The sequence below is a fragment of the Acinetobacter sp. ANC 4636 genome, assembly GCF_054454555.1.
In genome coordinates, this window is sequence record NZ_JBTKVD010000008.1 from 48,576 (window position 1) to 67,715 (window position 19,140).

General features: G+C 42.1%; 17 protein-coding genes. 8 read left to right on the top strand and 9 right to left on the bottom strand.

The genetic code is table 11. The features are described from left to right. Positions 1–14 precede the first annotated feature (14 nt). Positions 15–1,145 (bottom strand): NADH:flavin oxidoreductase/NADH oxidase, encoded by a 1,131-nt coding sequence (locus ACX1N5_RS10065; protein WP_131382312.1) that lies wholly within the window; start codon positions 1,143–1,145, stop codon positions 15–17. A 22-nt stretch (positions 1,146–1,167) separates the two neighbouring features. Further along, positions 1,168–3,240 (bottom strand): TonB-dependent receptor domain-containing protein, encoded by a 2,073-nt coding sequence (locus ACX1N5_RS10070; RefSeq protein ID WP_458801988.1) that lies wholly within the window; start codon positions 3,238–3,240, stop codon positions 1,168–1,170. A gap of 265 nt (positions 3,241–3,505) precedes the next feature. On the opposite strand from ACX1N5_RS10070, the gene mutM reads away from it, so the two are divergent. After that, positions 3,506–4,330 (top strand): bifunctional DNA-formamidopyrimidine glycosylase/DNA-(apurinic or apyrimidinic site) lyase, encoded by an 825-nt coding sequence (gene mutM / locus ACX1N5_RS10075; RefSeq protein ID WP_458801931.1) that lies wholly within the window; start codon positions 3,506–3,508, stop codon positions 4,328–4,330. Between the two features lie 20 nt (positions 4,331–4,350). Next, positions 4,351–4,635: a peptidylprolyl isomerase gene (locus ACX1N5_RS10080; protein WP_458801929.1), complete on the top strand. Its 285-nt coding sequence runs from the start codon at positions 4,351–4,353 to the stop codon at positions 4,633–4,635. 50 nt (positions 4,636–4,685) lie between these two features. Here the strand turns inward: ACX1N5_RS10080 and ACX1N5_RS10085 are convergent, their stop codons facing one another. From ACX1N5_RS10085 to typA, 3 genes are all read right to left on the bottom strand, one after another. Beyond that, positions 4,686–5,033 carry a gamma-glutamylcyclotransferase family protein gene (locus tag ACX1N5_RS10085; RefSeq protein ID WP_458801927.1) on the bottom strand — a complete coding sequence of 116 codons (348 nt, stop codon included), beginning with the start codon at positions 5,031–5,033 and terminating at the stop codon, positions 4,686–4,688. 119 nt (positions 5,034–5,152) lie between these two features. Continuing rightward, the gene (mscL, locus tag ACX1N5_RS10090; protein WP_004753598.1) at positions 5,153–5,590 is read right to left on the bottom strand and encodes a large conductance mechanosensitive channel protein MscL; all 438 of its coding nucleotides are present in this window, start codon (positions 5,588–5,590) and stop codon (positions 5,153–5,155) included. Between the two features lie 169 nt (positions 5,591–5,759). Beyond that, positions 5,760–7,595: a translational GTPase TypA gene (typA, locus tag ACX1N5_RS10095; RefSeq protein WP_004903512.1), complete on the bottom strand. Its 1,836-nt coding sequence runs from the start codon at positions 7,593–7,595 to the stop codon at positions 5,760–5,762. A 175-nt stretch (positions 7,596–7,770) separates the two neighbouring features. Between typA and ACX1N5_RS10100 the strand changes: the two genes are divergently transcribed. From ACX1N5_RS10100 to ACX1N5_RS10120, 5 genes are all read left to right on the top strand, one after another. Continuing rightward, on the top strand, positions 7,771–9,144 hold the full coding sequence (locus tag ACX1N5_RS10100; RefSeq protein WP_116727547.1) for a uracil-xanthine permease family protein: 1,374 nt from the start codon (positions 7,771–7,773) through the stop codon (positions 9,142–9,144). Between the two features lie 68 nt (positions 9,145–9,212). Further along, complete coding sequence (locus ACX1N5_RS10105) at positions 9,213–10,235, top strand: methyltransferase (protein ID WP_458801923.1); 1,023 nt, start codon at positions 9,213–9,215, stop codon at positions 10,233–10,235. A gap of 9 nt (positions 10,236–10,244) precedes the next feature. After that, positions 10,245–11,714 (top strand): amino acid permease, encoded by a 1,470-nt coding sequence (locus tag ACX1N5_RS10110; protein WP_004753606.1) that lies wholly within the window; start codon positions 10,245–10,247, stop codon positions 11,712–11,714. 251 nt (positions 11,715–11,965) lie between these two features. After that, positions 11,966–13,171 carry an RtcB family protein gene (locus tag ACX1N5_RS10115; RefSeq protein ID WP_458801922.1) on the top strand — a complete coding sequence of 402 codons (1,206 nt, stop codon included), beginning with the start codon at positions 11,966–11,968 and terminating at the stop codon, positions 13,169–13,171. A 4-nt stretch (positions 13,172–13,175) separates the two neighbouring features. Next, positions 13,176–13,337 carry a hypothetical protein gene (locus ACX1N5_RS10120; RefSeq protein WP_458801920.1) on the top strand — a complete coding sequence of 54 codons (162 nt, stop codon included), beginning with the start codon at positions 13,176–13,178 and terminating at the stop codon, positions 13,335–13,337. Between the two features lie 45 nt (positions 13,338–13,382). Here the strand turns inward: ACX1N5_RS10120 and omp38 (ACX1N5_RS10125) are convergent, their stop codons facing one another. Both omp38 (ACX1N5_RS10125) and omp38 (ACX1N5_RS10130) read right to left on the bottom strand, forming a co-directional pair. Then, entirely contained in the window at positions 13,383–14,462 is a 1,080-nt protein-coding gene (gene omp38, locus ACX1N5_RS10125; protein WP_131379070.1) for an outer membrane protein Omp38, read from the bottom strand. A 527-nt stretch (positions 14,463–14,989) separates the two neighbouring features. Beyond that, a complete protein-coding gene (omp38, locus tag ACX1N5_RS10130) occupies positions 14,990–16,069 on the bottom strand; it encodes an outer membrane protein Omp38 (protein ID WP_131379070.1) in 1,080 nt (359 codons plus the stop codon). A gap of 311 nt (positions 16,070–16,380) precedes the next feature. Between omp38 (ACX1N5_RS10130) and ACX1N5_RS10135 the strand changes: the two genes are divergently transcribed. Then, positions 16,381–16,899, top strand: coding sequence for a GspH/FimT family protein (locus ACX1N5_RS10135; protein ID WP_131379071.1), 519 nt, complete (start codon positions 16,381–16,383; stop codon positions 16,897–16,899). A gap of 114 nt (positions 16,900–17,013) precedes the next feature. Here ACX1N5_RS10135 and ACX1N5_RS10140 read toward each other — a convergent pair whose 3' ends face one another. Together ACX1N5_RS10140 and ACX1N5_RS10145 are read right to left on the bottom strand one after the other, a co-directional pair. Further along, the gene (locus tag ACX1N5_RS10140) at positions 17,014–17,499 is read right to left on the bottom strand and encodes a DUF934 domain-containing protein (protein ID WP_131379072.1); all 486 of its coding nucleotides are present in this window, start codon (positions 17,497–17,499) and stop codon (positions 17,014–17,016) included. After that, complete coding sequence (locus tag ACX1N5_RS10145; protein ID WP_458801918.1) at positions 17,492–19,135, bottom strand: nitrite/sulfite reductase; 1,644 nt, start codon at positions 19,133–19,135, stop codon at positions 17,492–17,494. The genes ACX1N5_RS10140 and ACX1N5_RS10145 overlap by 8 nt, the downstream gene beginning before the upstream one ends. Between the last annotated feature and the right edge of the window lie 5 nt (positions 19,136–19,140).

A 19,140-nucleotide genomic window follows, 5' to 3' on the forward strand; every position in this document is an offset into this window, starting at 1 on the left:
GTTCTACCTGAGCTTTACGCGTTGCTTTCAGCAAACGCATGGAACAGATTTTTAAAACCATGCGGCTGACAGCGCAAATACTGGGGTGCAATCTGAACAGATTCGCCCAAAGAAGCTGCGGCATGCCAAACCCAACGTGGGTCATATAAAATCGCACGCGCCAAGGCAATTGCATCGGCTTGATGATGACGCACAATGAGTTCTGCTTGCTGAACCTCGGTAATCAAACCTACTGCAATCACAGGAATCTGTACATGCTGCTTGATTTCGGTCGCAAAAGGCACTTGATAGTTAGGTTCAATATCAATCTGTTGTTTTTCATGCAAGCCCGCACTGGAAACATGCACATATGCTGCACCCATTTTTTCAAGCTGCTGAGCCAACTCAACGCTCGACTCAAGCGTCCAGCTCGCTTCTGCTTGTGACTCCATCCAGTCAGTTGCCGAAATACGCACTCCGACAGGGAAACCTTGCGGCACGACCTGTAAAATCGCTTCTAGAACTTCCAATGTTAGACGCATGCGGTTTTCCAGACTGCCGCCATATTGGTCTTGGCGCTGATTCGACAACGGCGACAGAAATTGATGCAATAAATAACCATGTGCAGCATGCACTTCAATCAACTCAAAACCTGCATCGACAGCGCGCTGTGCTGCGGCAGCAAAGTCCTGTTTTACAGTCTGGATTTCGTCAAGCGTTAACGCATGCGGTGCAAGATCCTGCTCAGCAAATGGCACAGCACTCGGCGCAACTGTTTGCCAGCCATGCACATGCTCAGGTGCAAATTGTCCACGACCATGCCACGGCTTATCTGTAGAAGCCTTACGCCCTGCATGTGCTAACTGCACCGCAAAAGGCATCGGGGAAATGCTTTTGACCTTAGCCAGTAACGCTTTGATCTGGTCACGTTGCTGATCATTCCACAAGCCTAAATCAGCATAACTGATTCGTCCTTCAGCTTGTACCGCTGTCGCTTCAACAATACACAAACCAGCACCAGACAAGGCATAATTTGCCCACTGCTGTTCATGCCAATAGCTGACTTCGCCTGCTTCAGTCGCAGAATATTGACACATCGGTGCAATGATCACTCGGTTGGTTAAGCTCAGATCAGCAAACTGAATGCTTTCGAATAATTTTGACATCTAAGACAGTTCCCCTGTTTCATTAAAATTGTTTGGTAACACTCAGACCCGCACTCCAATTACGCCCTTGTGCAGGTTCAAAATAGCGCCCATTACCATCATTCACAATCACTGAACCAACATAATTACGGTCAAACAAATTATCGATTCGGGCATAGGTATTGATTGCCCAATCCTGCATTTTCCATTTGTAGCCGACATCTATTGCAGTAATGGTATAACTTGGCGCTGCATCGGAGTTCGCGTCATTGACATAGATTTTATCCATATAATGCGCTTCAATGCCTGCAAACGCGCCCGTTTGTGGCTGCCATGCCAAGCGTGCAAAAGCCTGATTTTTTGCAATTCCAGGAATATACGTGCCTTTTTTGACTGTGCCTGATGCTGAGCTGAAATCCGAATCAAAGGTGGCATCCAAATAACTGTAGCTTGCCTGCGCTTTCAGGTCTTTCCACAGATTTTTATTCCAAGAAAACTCTACACCTTGGCGCTGGGTTTTATCGACATTCTGATAAGTTGCCCGACCATTGACTGTTGCATAAGATACAATGTCATTTTTAGTCTTGCTTTGGAAGGCTGCAAGTGTGAAATAGCCCAAAGGATTTTTTGACTTTAAGCCAATTTCATAGTTATCGCTGCTCGATGGTTTCAGATTAAAGTTAAAACCTGCTGCACCATCGGTACGATATGCCATTTCGGTAAAAGTCGGAGTTTCAAAGCCTTTGGCATAACTCACATACGCCAGTAATTCTGGGACAATCTGCCAGCTCAGCGCTGCTGAAGGTAAAGTTTTCGAGTATTCAGTTTTACCACTGTCATTGCCATTACTTAAATAATGGTCGTCTGACTTGTAATGTACGTTGCTATAACGCACGCCTGTATCTAAGCGCCAAGTCGGTAAAAACTGCCACGAGGCTTGAAGATATGGGTCGATATTCCACAAGGTATTGTCTTCATTACGGCGCAAATTACCTTTCACCCCGTAATTACCCGCTGCATCATAGTTGTTATAACCTTTGCGGTCTTCATCCATCGCATCAAGCGCTACGCCTGCACTGATGCTAGTGTTCGGCAGAAGTTCCTTACCTGTCCAACGGAAATCCGCCCCATAATAATTACGGTCAAAATCAATCACACCGCCGGCATTATTAATATTGACTTGGGTCGATTTAGGAATGGATTGATACTGAATCACATGACGGTTGCCAACATAAGTCATGGCATACAGCTCATTGTGATCATCTAGCGGCTTTGTCCACGTTACGCCAGTTTGAGTCTGCTCAATTTCCTTACGGGTGTTGTAAGTTTCTGCGCTACTCACTGCCTGTTTTGGGTTTTGCTCCCATAAAGCACGTGTCAGCCCCATTGGATCATCGGCATTGATTTTAACGTAGTTGGTCACCCAGTTGATTTTACTACCATCGCTCAAATTCCAAGTCAACTTGGCATTGTTCAGTACTTTATCTGCCGCACTATGCTCACGGTAACCATCGGTATCGAAATACGAAGAACTGATCACATAAGCAGGTTCATTTTCAGCATGTGCACCGCCTTGCAACACAATCGAGCTGTTACTGCGCTGATCACTCCCCCCCGAATAGCCCATCGTCACGGAGTCACGTCCCTGACCTTCTTTGGTGGTTGCCAGAATCGCACCGCCAGAAGAGTTTCCATACAGAGATGAAAATGGTCCTGTCAGCACTTCCAGATGATCCAGACTTTTCAGGTCGATGTTCGAGGTTTGCCCCTGACCATCAGGCATAGTGGCAGGAATACCATCGACATATAAACGAATACCACGCACTCCAAACGTCGAACGTGCCCCAAAACCTCGCATGGAAAGCTGCAAATCTTGTGCGTAATTCTCACGGTTATTCAGTTGTAAACTGGGAATTCCCTTGACCACTTCCGTGAGGTTTACCCCAATATTGTCTTGTTGCTTTGGCGCATTCACCCGAAAAACCGAAGCTGGTGTTTTCGCATAGCTGGTATCAGTATGTGTCGCTTCAACTTTAATGATTGGCAAATCTTCTTGAATGGCCACCTCATCTTCAGCATATAAACTTCGGCATACACATACTGTCATCAACAACATGGCACTTTTCACAGCAAAACTGGCATGCATATTACGCATTATTTTCATCCTAAATCTTTGGGGAAAGCATCATGGCGGCAGTCAAAATTTCAAGCAAAACAAAATGCTTTGCGAACAGCCAAAGTCAGTGATCTGACAAGTTTATATTTTGAGTGGCAAATCTGCCTTGTATTGTAGTAATGCCACTGCCCGAACACAAGTTGCGGATATACCTGTTTCTTCGTGCATGCTAAAGTATGCGTTTTCTTGTTGTTATTGTAGCCGTATGCCTGAATTACCCGAAGTCGAAACCACCAAAAATAGTTTAGCACCTTTGCTTTTGCAAACCGTGCAACGTGTAGAAGTACGCCAACCACAATTACGCTGGGCGATTCCACAAGATGTTGACAAACTACGTGGTCAAAAACTATTGGGATTACAACGGCGTTCCAAATATATTCTGGCCGAATTCGAACAAGATAGCATGCTGTGGCATTTGGGTATGTCAGGCAGTTTCCGGATTTGTGATGCTCAGGATGAACTGCGCAAGCATGATCATTTCATTCTGGATTTTGGCGAACAACAACTACGTTATCACGACCCACGTCGCTTTGGCTGTATCTTGTGGCTCAATGAAGAATCCCAGCATAAGCTGCTTGATCCACTCGGCCCTGAACCATTGACTGATGCCTTCAATGCTGATTATTTGATTCAAAAACTTAAATCCAAGCATGTTGGTATTAAAGTTGCACTAATGGATAATCATATTGTGGTGGGCGTTGGCAATATCTATGCAACTGAAAGCCTGTTCAATCTGGGGATTCACCCAGCGCAGCCTGCATCTAGCCTGAGCCAACAGCAAATCAGTGCCTTAGTAGTGGAAATCAAACGTATTTTAAACTTTGCCATTGATTTGGGAGGTTCCACCTTACGCGACTACACCAATGCCATGGGTGAAAATGGTTACTTTCAACAAACTTTATTGGCTTATGGGCGTGCAGGTGAAATGTGTGTCAACTGTGAAACTACACTAGAAAATATCAAACTGGGACAACGTGCCAGTGTGTTTTGCCCACAGTGCCAACCCCTTAAAAAAACAGCAAAGTCATAATCTGTCAGGAGGTTCAATCTATGCAAACTGCAATCGTACGTCATATCTTGGTTAAGGATAAAACGTTTGCCGAACAGCTCAAGAAAAAAATTCAGTCAGGGGGTGACTTCTCTAAAATTGCCAAAGAATACTCAACTTGTAATTCAGCAAAACGTGGCGGTGAACTGGGTGAAGTCAAAAAAGGGCAACTGGTGCCTGTGATTGATAAACTGGTATTTACTGCGGCTGAACGAGTATTGCACGGCCCTATAAAAAGCCAGTTTGGTTTTCATTTACTGGAAATCAAATTTCGTATGAATTTTTAAATCAGTATGATGCTTAAATACACAGCGAGATTTAAGCATCATTTTTTAATTTAAGTGTGTGCAGATTTGGCTGTAGGATGCATTTGGTATGTCCATGCCTGAACCATCTCACCAGACTCAAGCTCAACATCCACCATGACTCGCTGATACTGAAACCCTTCAAAGTCATCCAGCATTCCCCAGTTATCTGCCAACTGGTCTGTAGAGAAAAGTAAACCCTCAACTTTTTCTGCTTGTGGATCAAGCACTAACGCAGGCAAACCCTGATCAGGTCCCCAATCCAGAGTATGCACAACACCACGTACATAGCCTATTTGCCATTTTCCACCCATATTTCCCAAAATATGTGCATTGGCTTGCCCTGGACGCAATGTGCCATAAGTAAATAGTTGGTTCATTTTCCCCATCCTGATGCAGCAGAATTATTGATCTTCTCGTGGATTCATTTTACAAAAAACTGAGTCATCATACATAAAAAAAGCAGCTTGGTTATCGCTGCTTTTTTAGTTATAAAAGATTATGCTTTCTTTTTTAACTCATCACGAATTTCACGAAGTAATTGAATATCTTCAGGTGTTGCCACTGGTGCAGGCACAGCTTCCGCTTCTTGTTTACGGCGCATTTTGTTAATCAATTTCACCATAATAAACACAACCCAAGCCAGAATAATAAAGTTAATCAGGATGGTTAAGAAATTACCATAAGTCAGTACGTTAACTCCTGCCTTTTGCATCTCAGCCAGAGATTGTAGATTGTTGGGGTTTTTGCCCAATATGATAAATTTTTGGGTAAAGTCGACGCCACCTCCTGTAATCAGGGTGATAATCGGCATAATAATATCTTTAACTAAGGAATCGACAATTTTACCGAACGCACCACCAATGATGACACCAACAGCAAGGTCAATCATATTGCCTTTTACCGCGAATTCACGAAATTCTTTTAAAATACTCATTTAAATCTCCAGTTCTTTTCATATGACTTAGATGATGCGATATATATTATGTATATGTATTTCCATTTAATTTACTTGGTTTTAAAAAATTGCCAATCCTTTGTAGAAAATCTTATACAAAAAAAACCGCTAATTTTAATTAGCGGTTTTTTTTATGACTTAAGAGAACTTATTTATCGCGGTTACGCTTACGTTCGTTTTCAGTCAAATAACGCTTACGGATACGAATTGATTTTGGTGTTACTTCAACTAATTCGTCATCTTCAATGAATTCAAGCGCTTGTTCAAGCGTATATTCAATTGCAGGTACTAAAGTTAAAGCATCATCTGTACCAGATGCACGAACGTTGGTTAATTGTTTCGCTTTAGTCGGGTTTACAACCATATCGTCTGAACGAGAGTTAATCCCTACGATCATGCCTTCGTAAACTTCCAACTGTGGTTTAGCAAATAAACGACCACGGTCTTGTAAACCAAATAGCGCATAGCCCAAGCAAGTGCCTTGAACCATAGAAATCAATACACCGTTTTGACGCTTCGCAACAGTACCTTGTTTAACAGGACCGTAGTGAGAGAAGCTTGATGTCATGATCCCTGTACCAGAAGTCATGGTTAGGAATTCAGAACGGAAACCAATCAAGCCACGTGAAGGAACAGTTGCTTCAATACGGATACGGCCTTTACCGTCAACTTCCATATTGGTCATTTCGCCTTTACGGTGACCCATTTGTTCCATTACAGCACCTTGATGCTGTTCTTCAACGTCAAATGTTACGTTTTCATATGGCTCTTGTTTTTCACCATCAACTTCTTTGATGATTACTTGTGGACGCGATACGCCCATTTCAAAGCCTTCACGACGCATGTTTTCGATCAATACTGAAAGGTGAAGTTCACCACGACCAGAAACTTTGAAACGGTCTGGACTGTCAGTATCTTCTACACGAAGTGCTACGTTATGAATCAATTCACGGTCAAGACGTTCACGAATATTACGTGAAGTTACGAATTTACCTTCTTTACCAGCAAATGGTGAATTGTTTACTTGGAATGTCATCGATACTGTAGGTTCATCTACAGACAATGGCGGTAATGCTTCAACAGTTTTCGGATCACAAATAGTGTCTGAAATGTTAAGTGCATCAATACCTGTAATACATACGATGTCGCCCGCTGATGCTGAATCAACATCAACACGCTCTAAACCATGGTAACCCATGATTTTTAAAATACGACCGTTACGTGTGTTGCCTTCTTTGTCAATCACAGTCACAGGGGTATTGGTTTTTACTGAACCACGTTGAATACGACCAACACCGATAACACCTACGAAGCTGTTATAGTCAAGTGATGAAATCTGCATTTGGAATGGACCATCAACATCAACTGCTGGTGGTTCAACGATGTCAACAATCGTTTCAAACAACGGCGTCATGTCTTCAGCCAATTCTTCTGGTGCTGGACCTGCAACACCACGTAAGCCTGAAGCATAAACGATCGGGAAGTCTAACTGTTCGTCAGTTGCACCCAAGTTGTCAAACAAATCAAAAACTTGATCAATAACCCAGTCACAACGCGCGCTTGGCTTGTCAACTTTGTTAATGATCACGATTGGTTTCAAACCACGTGCAAACGCTTTTTGCGTTACGAAACGAGTTTGTGGCATTGGACCTTCTTGTGCATCCACAAGAAGTAATACGCAGTCAACCATTGACAATACACGTTCTACTTCACCACCGAAGTCAGCATGTCCCGGGGTGTCTACGATATTGATACGGTAAGTCGTATCAGTACGCTTGTCCAACCAAGTGATCGACGTATTTTTTGCCAAGATAGTAATACCACGCTCTGATTCAAGCGCATTCGAATCCATAACACGCTCAATCTCACCCGCGCGGTCACCGAGTGCACCTGATTGTTGTAAAAGTTTATCTACGAGAGTAGTTTTACCATGGTCGACGTGCGCGATGATGGCAATATTACGGAGAGTTTTAATATCAGACATGTAAATTCGATACGCTTTAAATTTGAGGGCAAATTATACAAAAAAACACTAGCATTGAGTAGTGACAGTTGCCTGACAACAACACTTTTTTCGTCAGACAAGCCGCTTTTTAGTTTGTAAAGGGATGTAACTCGATTAGAATAGCGATATCTTGCTTATTATTTATTACAATTCCATGTCGGATTTAGATATATCTCCCCATTCCCATCCTCAACCTGATCTGCTTTTAGGGCTTAATGACAAGCCAAAACCATGGATTGCGTTCTTCGCAGCCTTGCAACATCTGCTTGCAATTCTTGTTCCGATTTTAACGCCAGGTTTACTGATCTGTGGGGCGCTTAAAGTTCCTGCACACGAAACTACCATGATTTTATCGATGTCTTTGGTGATTTCAGGCATAGCGACTTTTCTACAATCTAAAAAAGTTGGCCCTCTGGGCGCAGGCTTGCTGATTGTACAAGGCACCAGTTTTAACTTTATTGGCCCAATTATGGCGATTGGCAGCATGATGATTGCCAATGGTACACCGTATCAACAGGTGATGGCCGCCATTTTTGGTGTAGTGATCGCGGGTGCATTCATTGAAATGGGCGTATCGCGCATTTTGCCGTGGGTCAGAAAACTAATTACACCTCTGGTGACTGGGATTGTGGTTTTACTGATTGGACTTACCTTGATCAAAGAAGGTTTAGTCAGCATGGGCGGTGGTTATGCTGCCATGGCAAACGGCACATTTGCCAATAGCGACAACCTGATCATGTCCAGCGTAGTGCTCGCGATTATTATTGTCCTCAATCGTATTCCTGTGGTCTGGATCAAAAGCTCAGCAATTTTACTGGCGTTGGTGATCGGTTATATCTTGGCAGGCTTTATGGGGCATCTAAACTTTACTGCGTTCCAGCAAGCGCCAACCTTCCAGTTACCAACACCATTGCATTTTGGCATCAGTTTTAACTGGTCTCTGTTTTTACCGTTTGCATTTATTTATTTGGTGACTTCACTCGAAGCAATTGGTGACATTACTGCAACCAGTAAGATTTCCAAACAACCTGTAACAGGTGAAACCTGGATGCAGCGCATCAAGGGTGGCGTATTGGTCAACGGTTTTAACTCATTGATCGCAGGGATTTTCAATACATTCCCTAGCTCTGTGTTTGCACAAAATAATGGTGTGATCCAATTGACAGGTGTCGCAAGCCGTTATGTCGGTATCTGGATTGCAGCCATGTTGGTCTTATTGGGTTTATTTCCTAAAATTGCAGGCATGGTACAAGCCGTGCCAGAGGCGGTTCTAGGTGGCGCTGTCATGGTGATGTTTGGTGCAGTTGCCGCATCAGGCATCAATATTCTGGCAGGTATTAAGCTTGACCGCCGCGCGTTACTGATCATTGCTATTTCTTTAGCGCTTGGGCTTGGTATTGCACAAGTTCCTGATTTTCTAAAGCATATGCCTGAACTTATGCGCAACATTTTCAGTTCTGGCGTAGCAACTGGCGGTATCGCAGCATTATTGCTCAACTTGATTTTACCTGACCAAACAGAACAGTAATTTTTTTAAACAATGTCCAATCCCAGTCATATGCGGATTGGACATTTTATTTTGTGTAGGGTGTCATCATGGATCCTCGAAGTGAAGTCGTCTTGCGCCAGCAAGATCAACTCAAAGGTCGCATTTTATTTATTCATGCGCCCAATGATCAACTCCTGATTGAACTGCGCGACACAGTACAAGGGAGTATCTGGACATGGAATTTTGCTGATCATCAAGCGCATCTGGCTTTAGGTTTGGACAGCCACTTTGCTGTGACATTTCCTGAGCAGAGTTTCGATCAAGTCGTGATTTTTGTTCCAAAATCGAAAGAGCTGCTCAATTATATCATCCATCAGGTTGCCAGCCATATGCAGCTTGGGCAATCGATTTTTCTGGTGGGTGAGAAAAAAGGTGGCGTGGAACGTGCAGCCAAACAGTTACAAGCCTATGGTAAGACCCTCAAGCTTGACAGTGCACGTCACTGCCAGCTGTGGCAACTGATTTTACAACAACAAGAGCAGGAAAAACCGCTCGAAGCTTGGCTCAAAACCTATGAGATTCAAGTTGCAGATCAAACACTGAAAATCTGCGCTTTGCCGGGTGTGTTTAGTCAGGACCATTTAGATGTTGGCACAGCGGTGCTTTTACCATACCTCACCCAAGTCAAATCGGGTAAACTCGCCGACTTTGGCTGTGGTGCAGGCATTATTAGCTGCTATTTGGCAAAGCTGAACCCTGACAATGTCGTTCATGCGCTCGATGTCGATGCATTTGCATTGAAATCAACAGAATTGACTTGTCAGTACAATGCCATTTCTACCAGCCAGATCCAGTTACATGCCGTCACAGGTATTCAAGATGCCCCGACTGGGCTAGATGCCTTGATTAGCAATCCCCCTTTTCATCAAGGGATTCACACCTCCTATGCAGTCAGTGAAGATTTATGCCAACAGGCAAAACGTCATCTTCAAGAGCATGGTGAATTATGGATTGTGGCAAACCGTTTTTTAAATTATCCGATTTTAATTGAGCAGTATTTCGGGCATTGCGACACGAAAACTGATCAACAAGGCTTTAAGGTGTTATATGCCTGTGCAACAAACAGATAAGGAAACTAGATGAGCGAAATGAATGAACATGCGCACTTAAAGCGTAAGTTAAGTGCTCGCCATCTGAATATGATTGCAATTGGTGGTTCTATTGGAACAGGGCTATTTTTAGCTTCAGGCTCGACCATCAGTACTGCAGGACCAGGCGGCGCGTTACTTGCCTATGTCCTGATCGGGATTATGATTTATTTCTTAATGACCAGCCTTGGCGAACTAGCAACTCACAATCCAACTTCAGGTGCATTTTTTACTTACGGCAACAAATATGTTGAAGAAGGTTTTGGTTTTGCACTGGGCTGGAACTACTGGTACAACTGGGCGATTACTGTCGCATTTGAACTGGTTGCAGCCCAGTGGATCATGGCATTCTGGTTCCCTGAAATTCCAGGTTTCTGGTGGAGCTTGCTGTTTTTAATTGTGATTTTCACGATTAATGCCATGTCGGTCAGAACTTTTGGTGAGAGTGAATTTGTATTTTCTCTGGTCAAAGTCATTGCCATCATTATTTTTATTTTTATTGGTTTCGCGACCATTTTAAAAATTATGCTGACCCCGAATGCCCTACCTTTCGCCAACTGGACACATAAAGACGCACCATTTGTTGGTGGTTTTCAAGCCATGGTCGGAGTTGCCATGATTGCAGGTTTTTCATTCCAAGGCACTGAAATGGTTGGGGTTGCTGCGGGTGAATCTAAAGATCCGCATAAAACCATTCCACTGGCAATCAAACAGATATTCTGGCGTATTCTGCTGTTTTATATCGTCTGTATTTTCATTATCGGAACATTAGTCAGTTATGACGATCCACGCCTGATTCAGGCAGCAAGTAGCAACAATATTGCCCTGTCTCCATTTACCCTACTGTATGAAAAAGCAGGTTTTGCTTTTGCTGCAGGTCTAATGAATGCAGTGATTCTAACTGCGATTTTATCTGCGGGTAACTCGGGAATGTACTCATCTACCCGTATGTTGTGGGATATGGCAGAAGAAGGCAGTGCTCCACGCTGGTTTGCAAAGCTCGATAAACGTGGTGTACCAATGCGCGCATTGTATGCAACCACTGCGATTGCAGCATTATCACTCCTCACGAGTTTTATGGGTAAACAGGAAATCTATAACTGGTTACTCAATATGTCGGGGATGTGTGGCTTTATTGTCTGGCTAGGGATTGCAATTTCGCATTATCGTTTCCGTAAAGGTTATGTGGCTCAAGGTTATAAAATTAAGGACTTAGCTTATCGTGCAAAATTCTTCCCATTTGCACCATGGTTTGCCTTTATTTTGTGTTCAATCATTATCTTAGGGCAAAATTATCAGGCGTTACTGGGTGCAAAAATTGACTGGTTAAGCCTGCTTGCGACTTATATTACCCTCCCGCTGTTTTTAGCTGTATGGCTAAGTTATAAGTGGATTTATAAGACCAAGCTCATCCCTTACAACGAAATGGATGTGAAGCCAATGCGAGATGATGAGTTATGATGGTCTTGACGTTTGATTTTTTAAGTTTATTATTTCGCCGATATTGAATTTCGGCACTATCCACTAAGGATAGATTTTGAGGAGGACATCATGCCAGTACTAGCGAGCTTACAACATAACTGATTTGGCACGATGTCGTCTCACGGACAGGTGTACAAATCTCATCTGCCCGAATGCATAGAACCTAGCATTCGCTAGGTTTTTTTATGCCTGATATTCGGACAAAACAACAATAATTTGAGAAAAACCAAATGAGCATTCAAAAAATTTTAAATGCTGAGGGGCACTATGGTGTGCCTGTGAAGATTTTCACCCAAGACATCGATGATGAAAGTATCGAACAGCTCAGCAAAATGGCACAACTGCAATTTATTCATTCGCATATTGCAGTCATGCCCGATGTACATGTCGGCAAGGGAGCAACTGTTGGTAGCGTCATTCCAACCAAACAGGCGATTATTCCTGCTGCTGTTGGCGTGGATATTGGCTGTGGCATGAACGCAATTCGCCTAAGTTTAAAAGCACATCAACTGCCTGATAATCTGTCGCCTTTACGCCATGCCATTGAACGTAAAGTGCCCGTAGGTTTTGCCATGCACAAGCAGGTCAAGGCCAAAGTATCAAGTTTAACGCCACTGGAAAAACGCTTACAGCCAATCATTACCAAGCACCCTGGCTTGGTTCGCATGCTGCGCCAGTTTGACACCACTTGGCAAAAACAACTCGGGACACTCGGTGGTGGCAATCATTTTATAGAACTGTGTCTAGACGAAAATCAGGATGTCTGGGTCATGCTACATTCGGGTAGTCGTGGTTTAGGTAATATGATTGGCACGTATTTTATTGAATTGGCAAAGAAAGAAGCTCAACAGCGCTTTGGGCATGTACCTGACAAAGATCTGAGCTATTTTGCGCAAGGTTCCAATAGTTTTAATGACTACGTGGAAGCGGTGGAATGGGCACAAAACTATGCCTATGAAAACCGACGCGAAATGATGCGGCTGATTTTAGAAGCCATTCGCCCGATTTTGCCATCATTTCAGATGACCAAAGAAGCGATTAACTGCCATCACAATTATGTGAGTCAAGAAACCCACTTTGGTGAAAATGTCTTTGTGACGCGTAAAGGTGCCATTCGCGCAGGTGAAGATGAGCTTGGTATTATTCCAGGTTCAATGGGAGCACGTTCTTATATTGTCCGAGGCAAAGGTAACCCTGAATCCTTTTGCTCCTGCTCACATGGTGCAGGTCGTAAAATGAGTCGAAGCAAAGCCAAACTTTTGTTTAGTCAGCAAGACTTGATTCAGCAAACTCAAGGCATCGAATGTCGTAAAGACAGCGGCGTGATTGATGAAACTCCAGGTGCTTATAAGGACATTGATCAGGTGATTGCTTATCAAAGTGATTTGATAGATGTTGTCCACACCTTGAAACAGATTTTATGTATTAAAGGCTAAATCAATGAAACTGAAAACCATGCCCAAAATTAAAGCACGTAACCCTGTTGCACTTTCTCCCCTTTTACATAAAGGTGGAATCCATGAAAGTGAAAAGCCCAAAGCACAGCATCGCCGAATGCGAAAAGCCATGAAGTATGAACTGAAAGCAAAGTATTGGCTATAAAAAAAGCGGCTCATTTGAGCCGCTTTCTTTTCACTTCAACTCAAATTATTGAGCTGCTGGTGCTGTCGGTTGAGCAATCACTGTACGGCTACCTGTAATCGCAGCAAATACACGACGGTTCATTGCACGACCTTCTTTCGTGTTGTTGTCAGCAATCGGTTGATCCCACGCAAAACCTTGAGTAGTCAAACGTGATGGATCAACATTGTATTCATGTACAAGTGCTGATTTAACAGAGTTCGCACGTGCCAATGATAAACGTTCGTTTAACTTACGTGGACCTGTGTTGTCTGTGTGACCTTCAATACGCGCTGTTGCATTTGGATACTCAGAAAGTTTCTCTGCAACTTTTGCAATTTCAGGTTTGTATTGTGGTTTGATGTTTGACTTGTTGGTATCAAAGAACACGCGAAGTTCCATGTTCAAGTCTTCTGTCAACTCTTGTGGCTGTGGTTGTGGTTGAACTACTGGCGGCGGAGTCACAGGTTGTACTTCTGTTACAGGTGCAGCAGGTTTCAAGTGACCACCGATCACTACGTTCAAACCAGCAAGCGCTGTATAGTTCCAGAAATCTTCATCAATGTTGTATGTTGCACGTGCTTCTGTACGTAGAGACAATGCATCATTTAAACGCCAGAATACACCCGCACCCACGTTACCCAAAGTACCAGCTTCTGAGTTATGGCGATTTGCACGGTTTACACCACTAAAATCATAGTCATAATGACCAGCACCTAACAATACGTATGGCTTGATTTTGCTGTCGTAGTTTTTAGTGATCAAATCAGAGGTCGCAATAAAGTTACCGTTGATTTGTTTTTGCTTGTATTCAGCACCTTGAGCGTTGGCTACACCACCCTTCACATCGCCTTTCACTTGAAGGTATTCAGCTTCGAAGCTTAACCATGGTGTTAATTCAACACCAAGCGCTGCACCTACTGCTAAATCGTCTTGTGCTTCACCTTGACCCGCTTTTGAATCAAGAAGGTGATCATTTCCGTTATTATGTTCAGTACCTTGGAATGTATAACCAAGTAACAATGGAGTAACTGTTACACCAGCATTTGCTGCAACAAATGGAGATGCTGCAAGCAATGTAGCAACAGCGATACGACTTAATTTCATGGATATCCTCCAGAGAAAAACAATTATTTTAGGTATGACCTAAATTATTTACTTTCTGAGATATTCTTACATCTCAGTCTTTTAAAGTTTCGAGTCTGTATAATACAAGCTCATTCAGAAAATTTAAACTTTAATAGCATGACTAGGGTCATCTTTTTTTAGATTAAGCCAATTTACTCAAATATTGTTTTATTCTGATTTGCATTCAATTTACAAATTAAACTTTTGAAATTTATATAATGTAGTTACAAAAAAATATCGCTCATAAAAAAATATCAATAAATATAATAATTTATACTAATAATCAAATAACCCAGCATATAAACAAGTATATAGTTCAACAGTAATAGTCATATAAACAAGTATAATTTTTGGTTATATTTAAAAAATAATCAGTTTATTTTAGTTTTTAATAACATCATTATTTACGCTATTCTTTTTAGTCCATTAATCATGGCTCACTTATTAAAATACCAATGACAAAAAAGCGGCTCTTATGAGCCGCTTTCTTTTCACCTCAACTCAACTTATTGAGCTGCTGGTGCTGTCGGTTGAGCAATCACTGTACGGCTACCTGTAATCGCAGCAAATACACGACGGTTCATTGCACGACCTTCTTTCGTGTTGTTGTCAGCAATCGGTTGATCCCATGCAAAACCTTGGGTAGTCAAACGTGATGGATCAACATTATATTCATGTACAAGTGCTGATTTAACAGAGTTCGCACGTGCCAATGATAAACGTTCGTTTAACTTACGTGGACCTGTGTTGTCTGTGTGACCTTCAATACGCGCTGTTGCATTTGGATACTCAGAAAGTTTCTCTGCAACTTTTGCAATTTCAGGTTTGTATTGTGGTTTGATGTTTGACTTGTTGGTATCAAAGAACACGCGAAGTTCCATGTTCAAGTCTTCTGTCAACTCTTGTGGCTGTGGTTGTGGTTGAACTACTGGCGGCGGAGTCACAGGTTGTACTTCTGTTACAGGTGCAGCAGGTTTCAAGTGACCACCGATCACTACGTTCAAACCAGCAAGCGCTGTATAGTTCCAGAAATCTTCATCAATGTTGTATGTTGCACGTGCTTCTGTACGTAGAGACAATGCATCATTTAAACGCCAGAATACACCCGCACCCACGTTACCCAAAGTACCAGCTTCTGAGTTATGGCGATTTGCACGGTTTACACCACTAAAATCATAGTCATAATGACCAGCACCTAACAATACGTATGGCTTGATTTTGCTGTCGTAGTTTTTAGTGATCAAATCAGAGGTCGCAATAAAGTTACCGTTGATTTGTTTTTGCTTGTATTCAGCACCTTGAGCGTTGGCTACACCACCCTTCACATCGCCTTTCACTTGAAGGTATTCAGCTTCGAAGCTTAACCATGGTGTTAATTCAACACCAAGCGCTGCACCTACTGCTAAATCGTCTTGTGCTTCACCTTGACCCGCTTTTGAATCAAGAAGGTGATCATTTCCGTTATTATGTTCAGTACCTTGGAATGTATAACCAAGTAACAATGGAGTAACTGTTACACCAGCATTTGCTGCAACAAATGGAGATGCTGCAAGCAATGTAGCAACAGCGATACGACTTAATTTCATGGATATCCTCCAGAGAAAAACAATTATTTTAAGCTCAGCCTAAAATTTTTATTCATTGATCAAGATTTTAAATATCTCGATTATTATTTAAGCCAATCTTGTACTTCTATTGACTGATTGTCAGTCAATAACCCAAATCTAAGAACGAATTATTGACAAATTTCCTTACAATTTCCGTTGTAATTTAGTAAAATTTTATCAAATTTAATTCATATTGGCGCATAAATTTTTTACACATTAGATTAAAAAATAAAAATAAATGCATAAAAAACATACTTTTTACTATTAAAAATTACAATGGAAGCGATCAAATGAAAGTTATAAAAGGTGGATTTAGCATATTAGAATTAATAATTGCAATCATTATTTTAGTTCTCCTATCCATGATAGTCATGCCTTTTTATCATCATACCAAAGCAAAGCACGAATCCCAACTTATTCCTGTTCAATTAAGTCTACACTTACAACAGGCCAAACAACATGCGGTTTTATATCATAATAATGTTGTGGTTTGCGCCAGTGAAGATTTTAAAAGTTGCAGCTACAATGCTTGGGCAACTGGATCAATCTCCTTTCTCGATTTAAATCAAAATCGTAGCAGAGAAACTCATGAAAAATTGCTAAATACTTACCCGATGCAGCTTCGCTATGGCAATCTGCGCTGGCAAGGTAGTTTAGGTTCACCTAGTGTAGTCTTTCAAGGAAATACTGGCTTGCCTAGAGGCTCCATGGGCAGCTTTTATTACTGTAGCCAATATGATGCACCTCACCGTAAAATCATTCTCAATATGATGGGAAGTGTTCGGCATGAAACACCTCTGAGTTGCTAGATTGGGTTGCAAACAAATTGTTTTTCTTATGATCAACACTCCATCCATTTTTTCATCTGAAAATTTAGACATAAAAAAAGCTGGAACGAATCCAGCTTTTTTTTACTTCAGCAGTTAAGCGCCAGTTTGATAACCTGCTTGTGGAACTGCTGTTGAAATTTGGTACGGGTTGGTAAAGTCTTGCAAACCTGCCGCAGCTTCTTGAATATCTTTACCTTCTTTGACCACAAAGCTGTCAAAGCCAGAACGTTTTAAGTAGTTTAAAACGTCTTTGAAGATATCGCCTACAGCGCGTAATTCACCCTGATAGCCTTGACGGCGTAGTAACGCTGCAAATGAATAACCACGACCATCATTAAAACCTGCAAACTCAATAAAAATGCTATCAAGCTGCTCTAACGGGTAGTGATGTGTTTCAGGCGAGTCATTGACTGTAATATACAAAGCTTTTTTACCTTGTACTTGGCTCAATTGTTCAAGCTGAGTGGTAGTCAAAACCACATCGCCTTGTGGCACTGTGCCATCTTCAGCAACCGCCTGATAAGTATTGTCTTGAATCGTGCCATCTTTAAATAGCACAGGTAAGGCTAAATTAAGCATATGCACGCTCCTTAAACGGTTGAATCCCCACACGGCGGTAAGTTTCGATAAACTCTTCACCATCTTGACGTAAGTCAAGGTAAGTATTCAGAATTTCTTCAACAACATCTGGCACAACATCTGCGGCAAAAGAAGGCCCTAAGATGTCGCCAATTGAAGCATCGTGGTCTGAGTTACCGCCTAAAGTGATTTGGTAGAACTCTGCGCCTTTTTTATCTACACCTAAAATACCGATGTTACCCACGTGGTGATGACCACAGGCATTCATACAACCTGAGATATTTAAGTCTAAATGACCCAAGTTATATACAGTATCTAAGTCTTCGAAACGACGAGTAATCGCTTCAGAAATTGGAATTGATTTCGCATTTGCCAATGAACAGAAATCACCGCCTGGACAGCAGATAATATCGGTAATAAAACCAATATGTGCGCGTGCCATGTTGGCATTTTCCAGTGCTTGCCATAATGCAAATACATCTTTTTGCGGCACATCAGCTAGAGAAATGTTTTGCTCATGTGTGGTACGCAACTCACCAAAGGTGTATTTGTCTGCAAGATCTGCAATAAAATGCATTTCTTCCGTAGTCATATCCCCAGGTGCAATACCTGCACGTTTTAAGCTAATCGTCACAATGCGATAGCCTTTAACTTTATGTGCGTTGGTGTTGACATTAAACCATTGTTTGAATTTTGGATATTGCGCAAACAATTCAGAGAAATCTTCGTCAGGCAAATCCTGATAGGCAAATGGAGTAAATACCGCATCCATTTTCGCCAAGAATTCTGGTTGAATTTTCAGTGGCTCACGCGTATGTGCAAATTCAGCTTCAACTTTTTCAGCGAAGACTTCAGGCGTCATGGCTTTCACCAAGATTTTGATACGCGCTTTGTATTTGTTGTCACGGCGACCATGCAGGTTATAAACACGTAACACGGCATCCAAATAAGCAATCAAATCTTCACGTGGCAAAAATTCACGAATCACACTACCAATCACTGGCGTACGACCTAAACCACCACCGACTTTGATTTTATAGCCGATTTCACCTGCTTCATTTTTCACGATATAGACACCAATATCGTGGAATGACGTTGCAGCACGGTCTTTTTCTTCAAGTGCAGACACTGCAATTTTGAACTTACGTGGCAAGAATGCAAATTCAGGGTGGAATGTGCTCCACTGACGAATCAATTCACAGGTTGGACGCGGGTCAGCGATTTCCCCTGCCACAACACCCGCATATTGGTCAGTTGTTGTGTTACGAATACAGTTTCCTGAAGTTTGAATGGCATGCATTTGCACCGTTGCCAATTCAGTTAAAATATCTGGCACATCTTCAAGCGCTGGCCAGTTCAACTGAATATTTTGGCGTGTCGATACGTGAGCATAACCACGGTCATATTCTTTAGAAATATCTGCAATTTTACGCAATTGCTTTGAATTCATTAAGCCATATGGCACGGCAATACGTAACATTGGCGCATAACGCTGTACATATAAACCATTTTGTAGACGTAATGGGCGGTATTCGTCTTCGGTCAATTTTCCCGCGAGATAACGTTCTGTTTGATCACGGAATTGTGCAACTCGTTCATTCACCAGTTGCTGATCGAAATCAGTATATAAATACATGGCGT

Bases quoted from the DNA above. Each gene is read 5' to 3' on its own strand.
- ACX1N5_RS10065 (WP_131382312.1), bottom strand. From the start codon at position 1,145: ATGTCAAAATTATTCGAAAGCATTCAGTTTGCTGATCTGAGCTTAACC.
- ACX1N5_RS10070 (WP_458801988.1), bottom strand. From the start codon at position 3,240: ATGTTGTTGATGACAGTATGTGTATGCCGAAGTTTATATGCTGAAGAT.
- mutM (WP_458801931.1), top strand. From the start codon at position 3,506: ATGCCTGAATTACCCGAAGTCGAAACCACCAAAAATAGTTTAGCACCT.
- ACX1N5_RS10080 (WP_458801929.1), top strand. From the start codon at position 4,351: ATGCAAACTGCAATCGTACGTCATATCTTGGTTAAGGATAAAACGTTT.
- ACX1N5_RS10085 (WP_458801927.1), bottom strand. From the start codon at position 5,033: ATGAACCAACTATTTACTTATGGCACATTGCGTCCAGGGCAAGCCAAT.
- mscL (WP_004753598.1), bottom strand. From the start codon at position 5,590: ATGAGTATTTTAAAAGAATTTCGTGAATTCGCGGTAAAAGGCAATATG.
- typA (WP_004903512.1), bottom strand. From the start codon at position 7,595: ATGTCTGATATTAAAACTCTCCGTAATATTGCCATCATCGCGCACGTC.
- ACX1N5_RS10100 (WP_116727547.1), top strand. From the start codon at position 7,771: ATGTCGGATTTAGATATATCTCCCCATTCCCATCCTCAACCTGATCTG.
- ACX1N5_RS10105 (WP_458801923.1), top strand. From the start codon at position 9,213: ATGGATCCTCGAAGTGAAGTCGTCTTGCGCCAGCAAGATCAACTCAAA.
- ACX1N5_RS10110 (WP_004753606.1), top strand. From the start codon at position 10,245: ATGAGCGAAATGAATGAACATGCGCACTTAAAGCGTAAGTTAAGTGCT.
- ACX1N5_RS10115 (WP_458801922.1), top strand. From the start codon at position 11,966: ATGAGCATTCAAAAAATTTTAAATGCTGAGGGGCACTATGGTGTGCCT.
- ACX1N5_RS10120 (WP_458801920.1), top strand. From the start codon at position 13,176: ATGAAACTGAAAACCATGCCCAAAATTAAAGCACGTAACCCTGTTGCA.
- omp38 (WP_131379070.1), bottom strand. From the start codon at position 14,462: ATGAAATTAAGTCGTATCGCTGTTGCTACATTGCTTGCAGCATCTCCA.
- omp38 (WP_131379070.1), bottom strand. From the start codon at position 16,069: ATGAAATTAAGTCGTATCGCTGTTGCTACATTGCTTGCAGCATCTCCA.
- ACX1N5_RS10135 (WP_131379071.1), top strand. From the start codon at position 16,381: ATGAAAGTTATAAAAGGTGGATTTAGCATATTAGAATTAATAATTGCA.
- ACX1N5_RS10140 (WP_131379072.1), bottom strand. From the start codon at position 17,499: ATGCTTAATTTAGCCTTACCTGTGCTATTTAAAGATGGCACGATTCAA.
- ACX1N5_RS10145 (WP_458801918.1), bottom strand. From the start codon at position 19,135: ATGTATTTATATACTGATTTCGATCAGCAACTGGTGAATGAACGAGTT.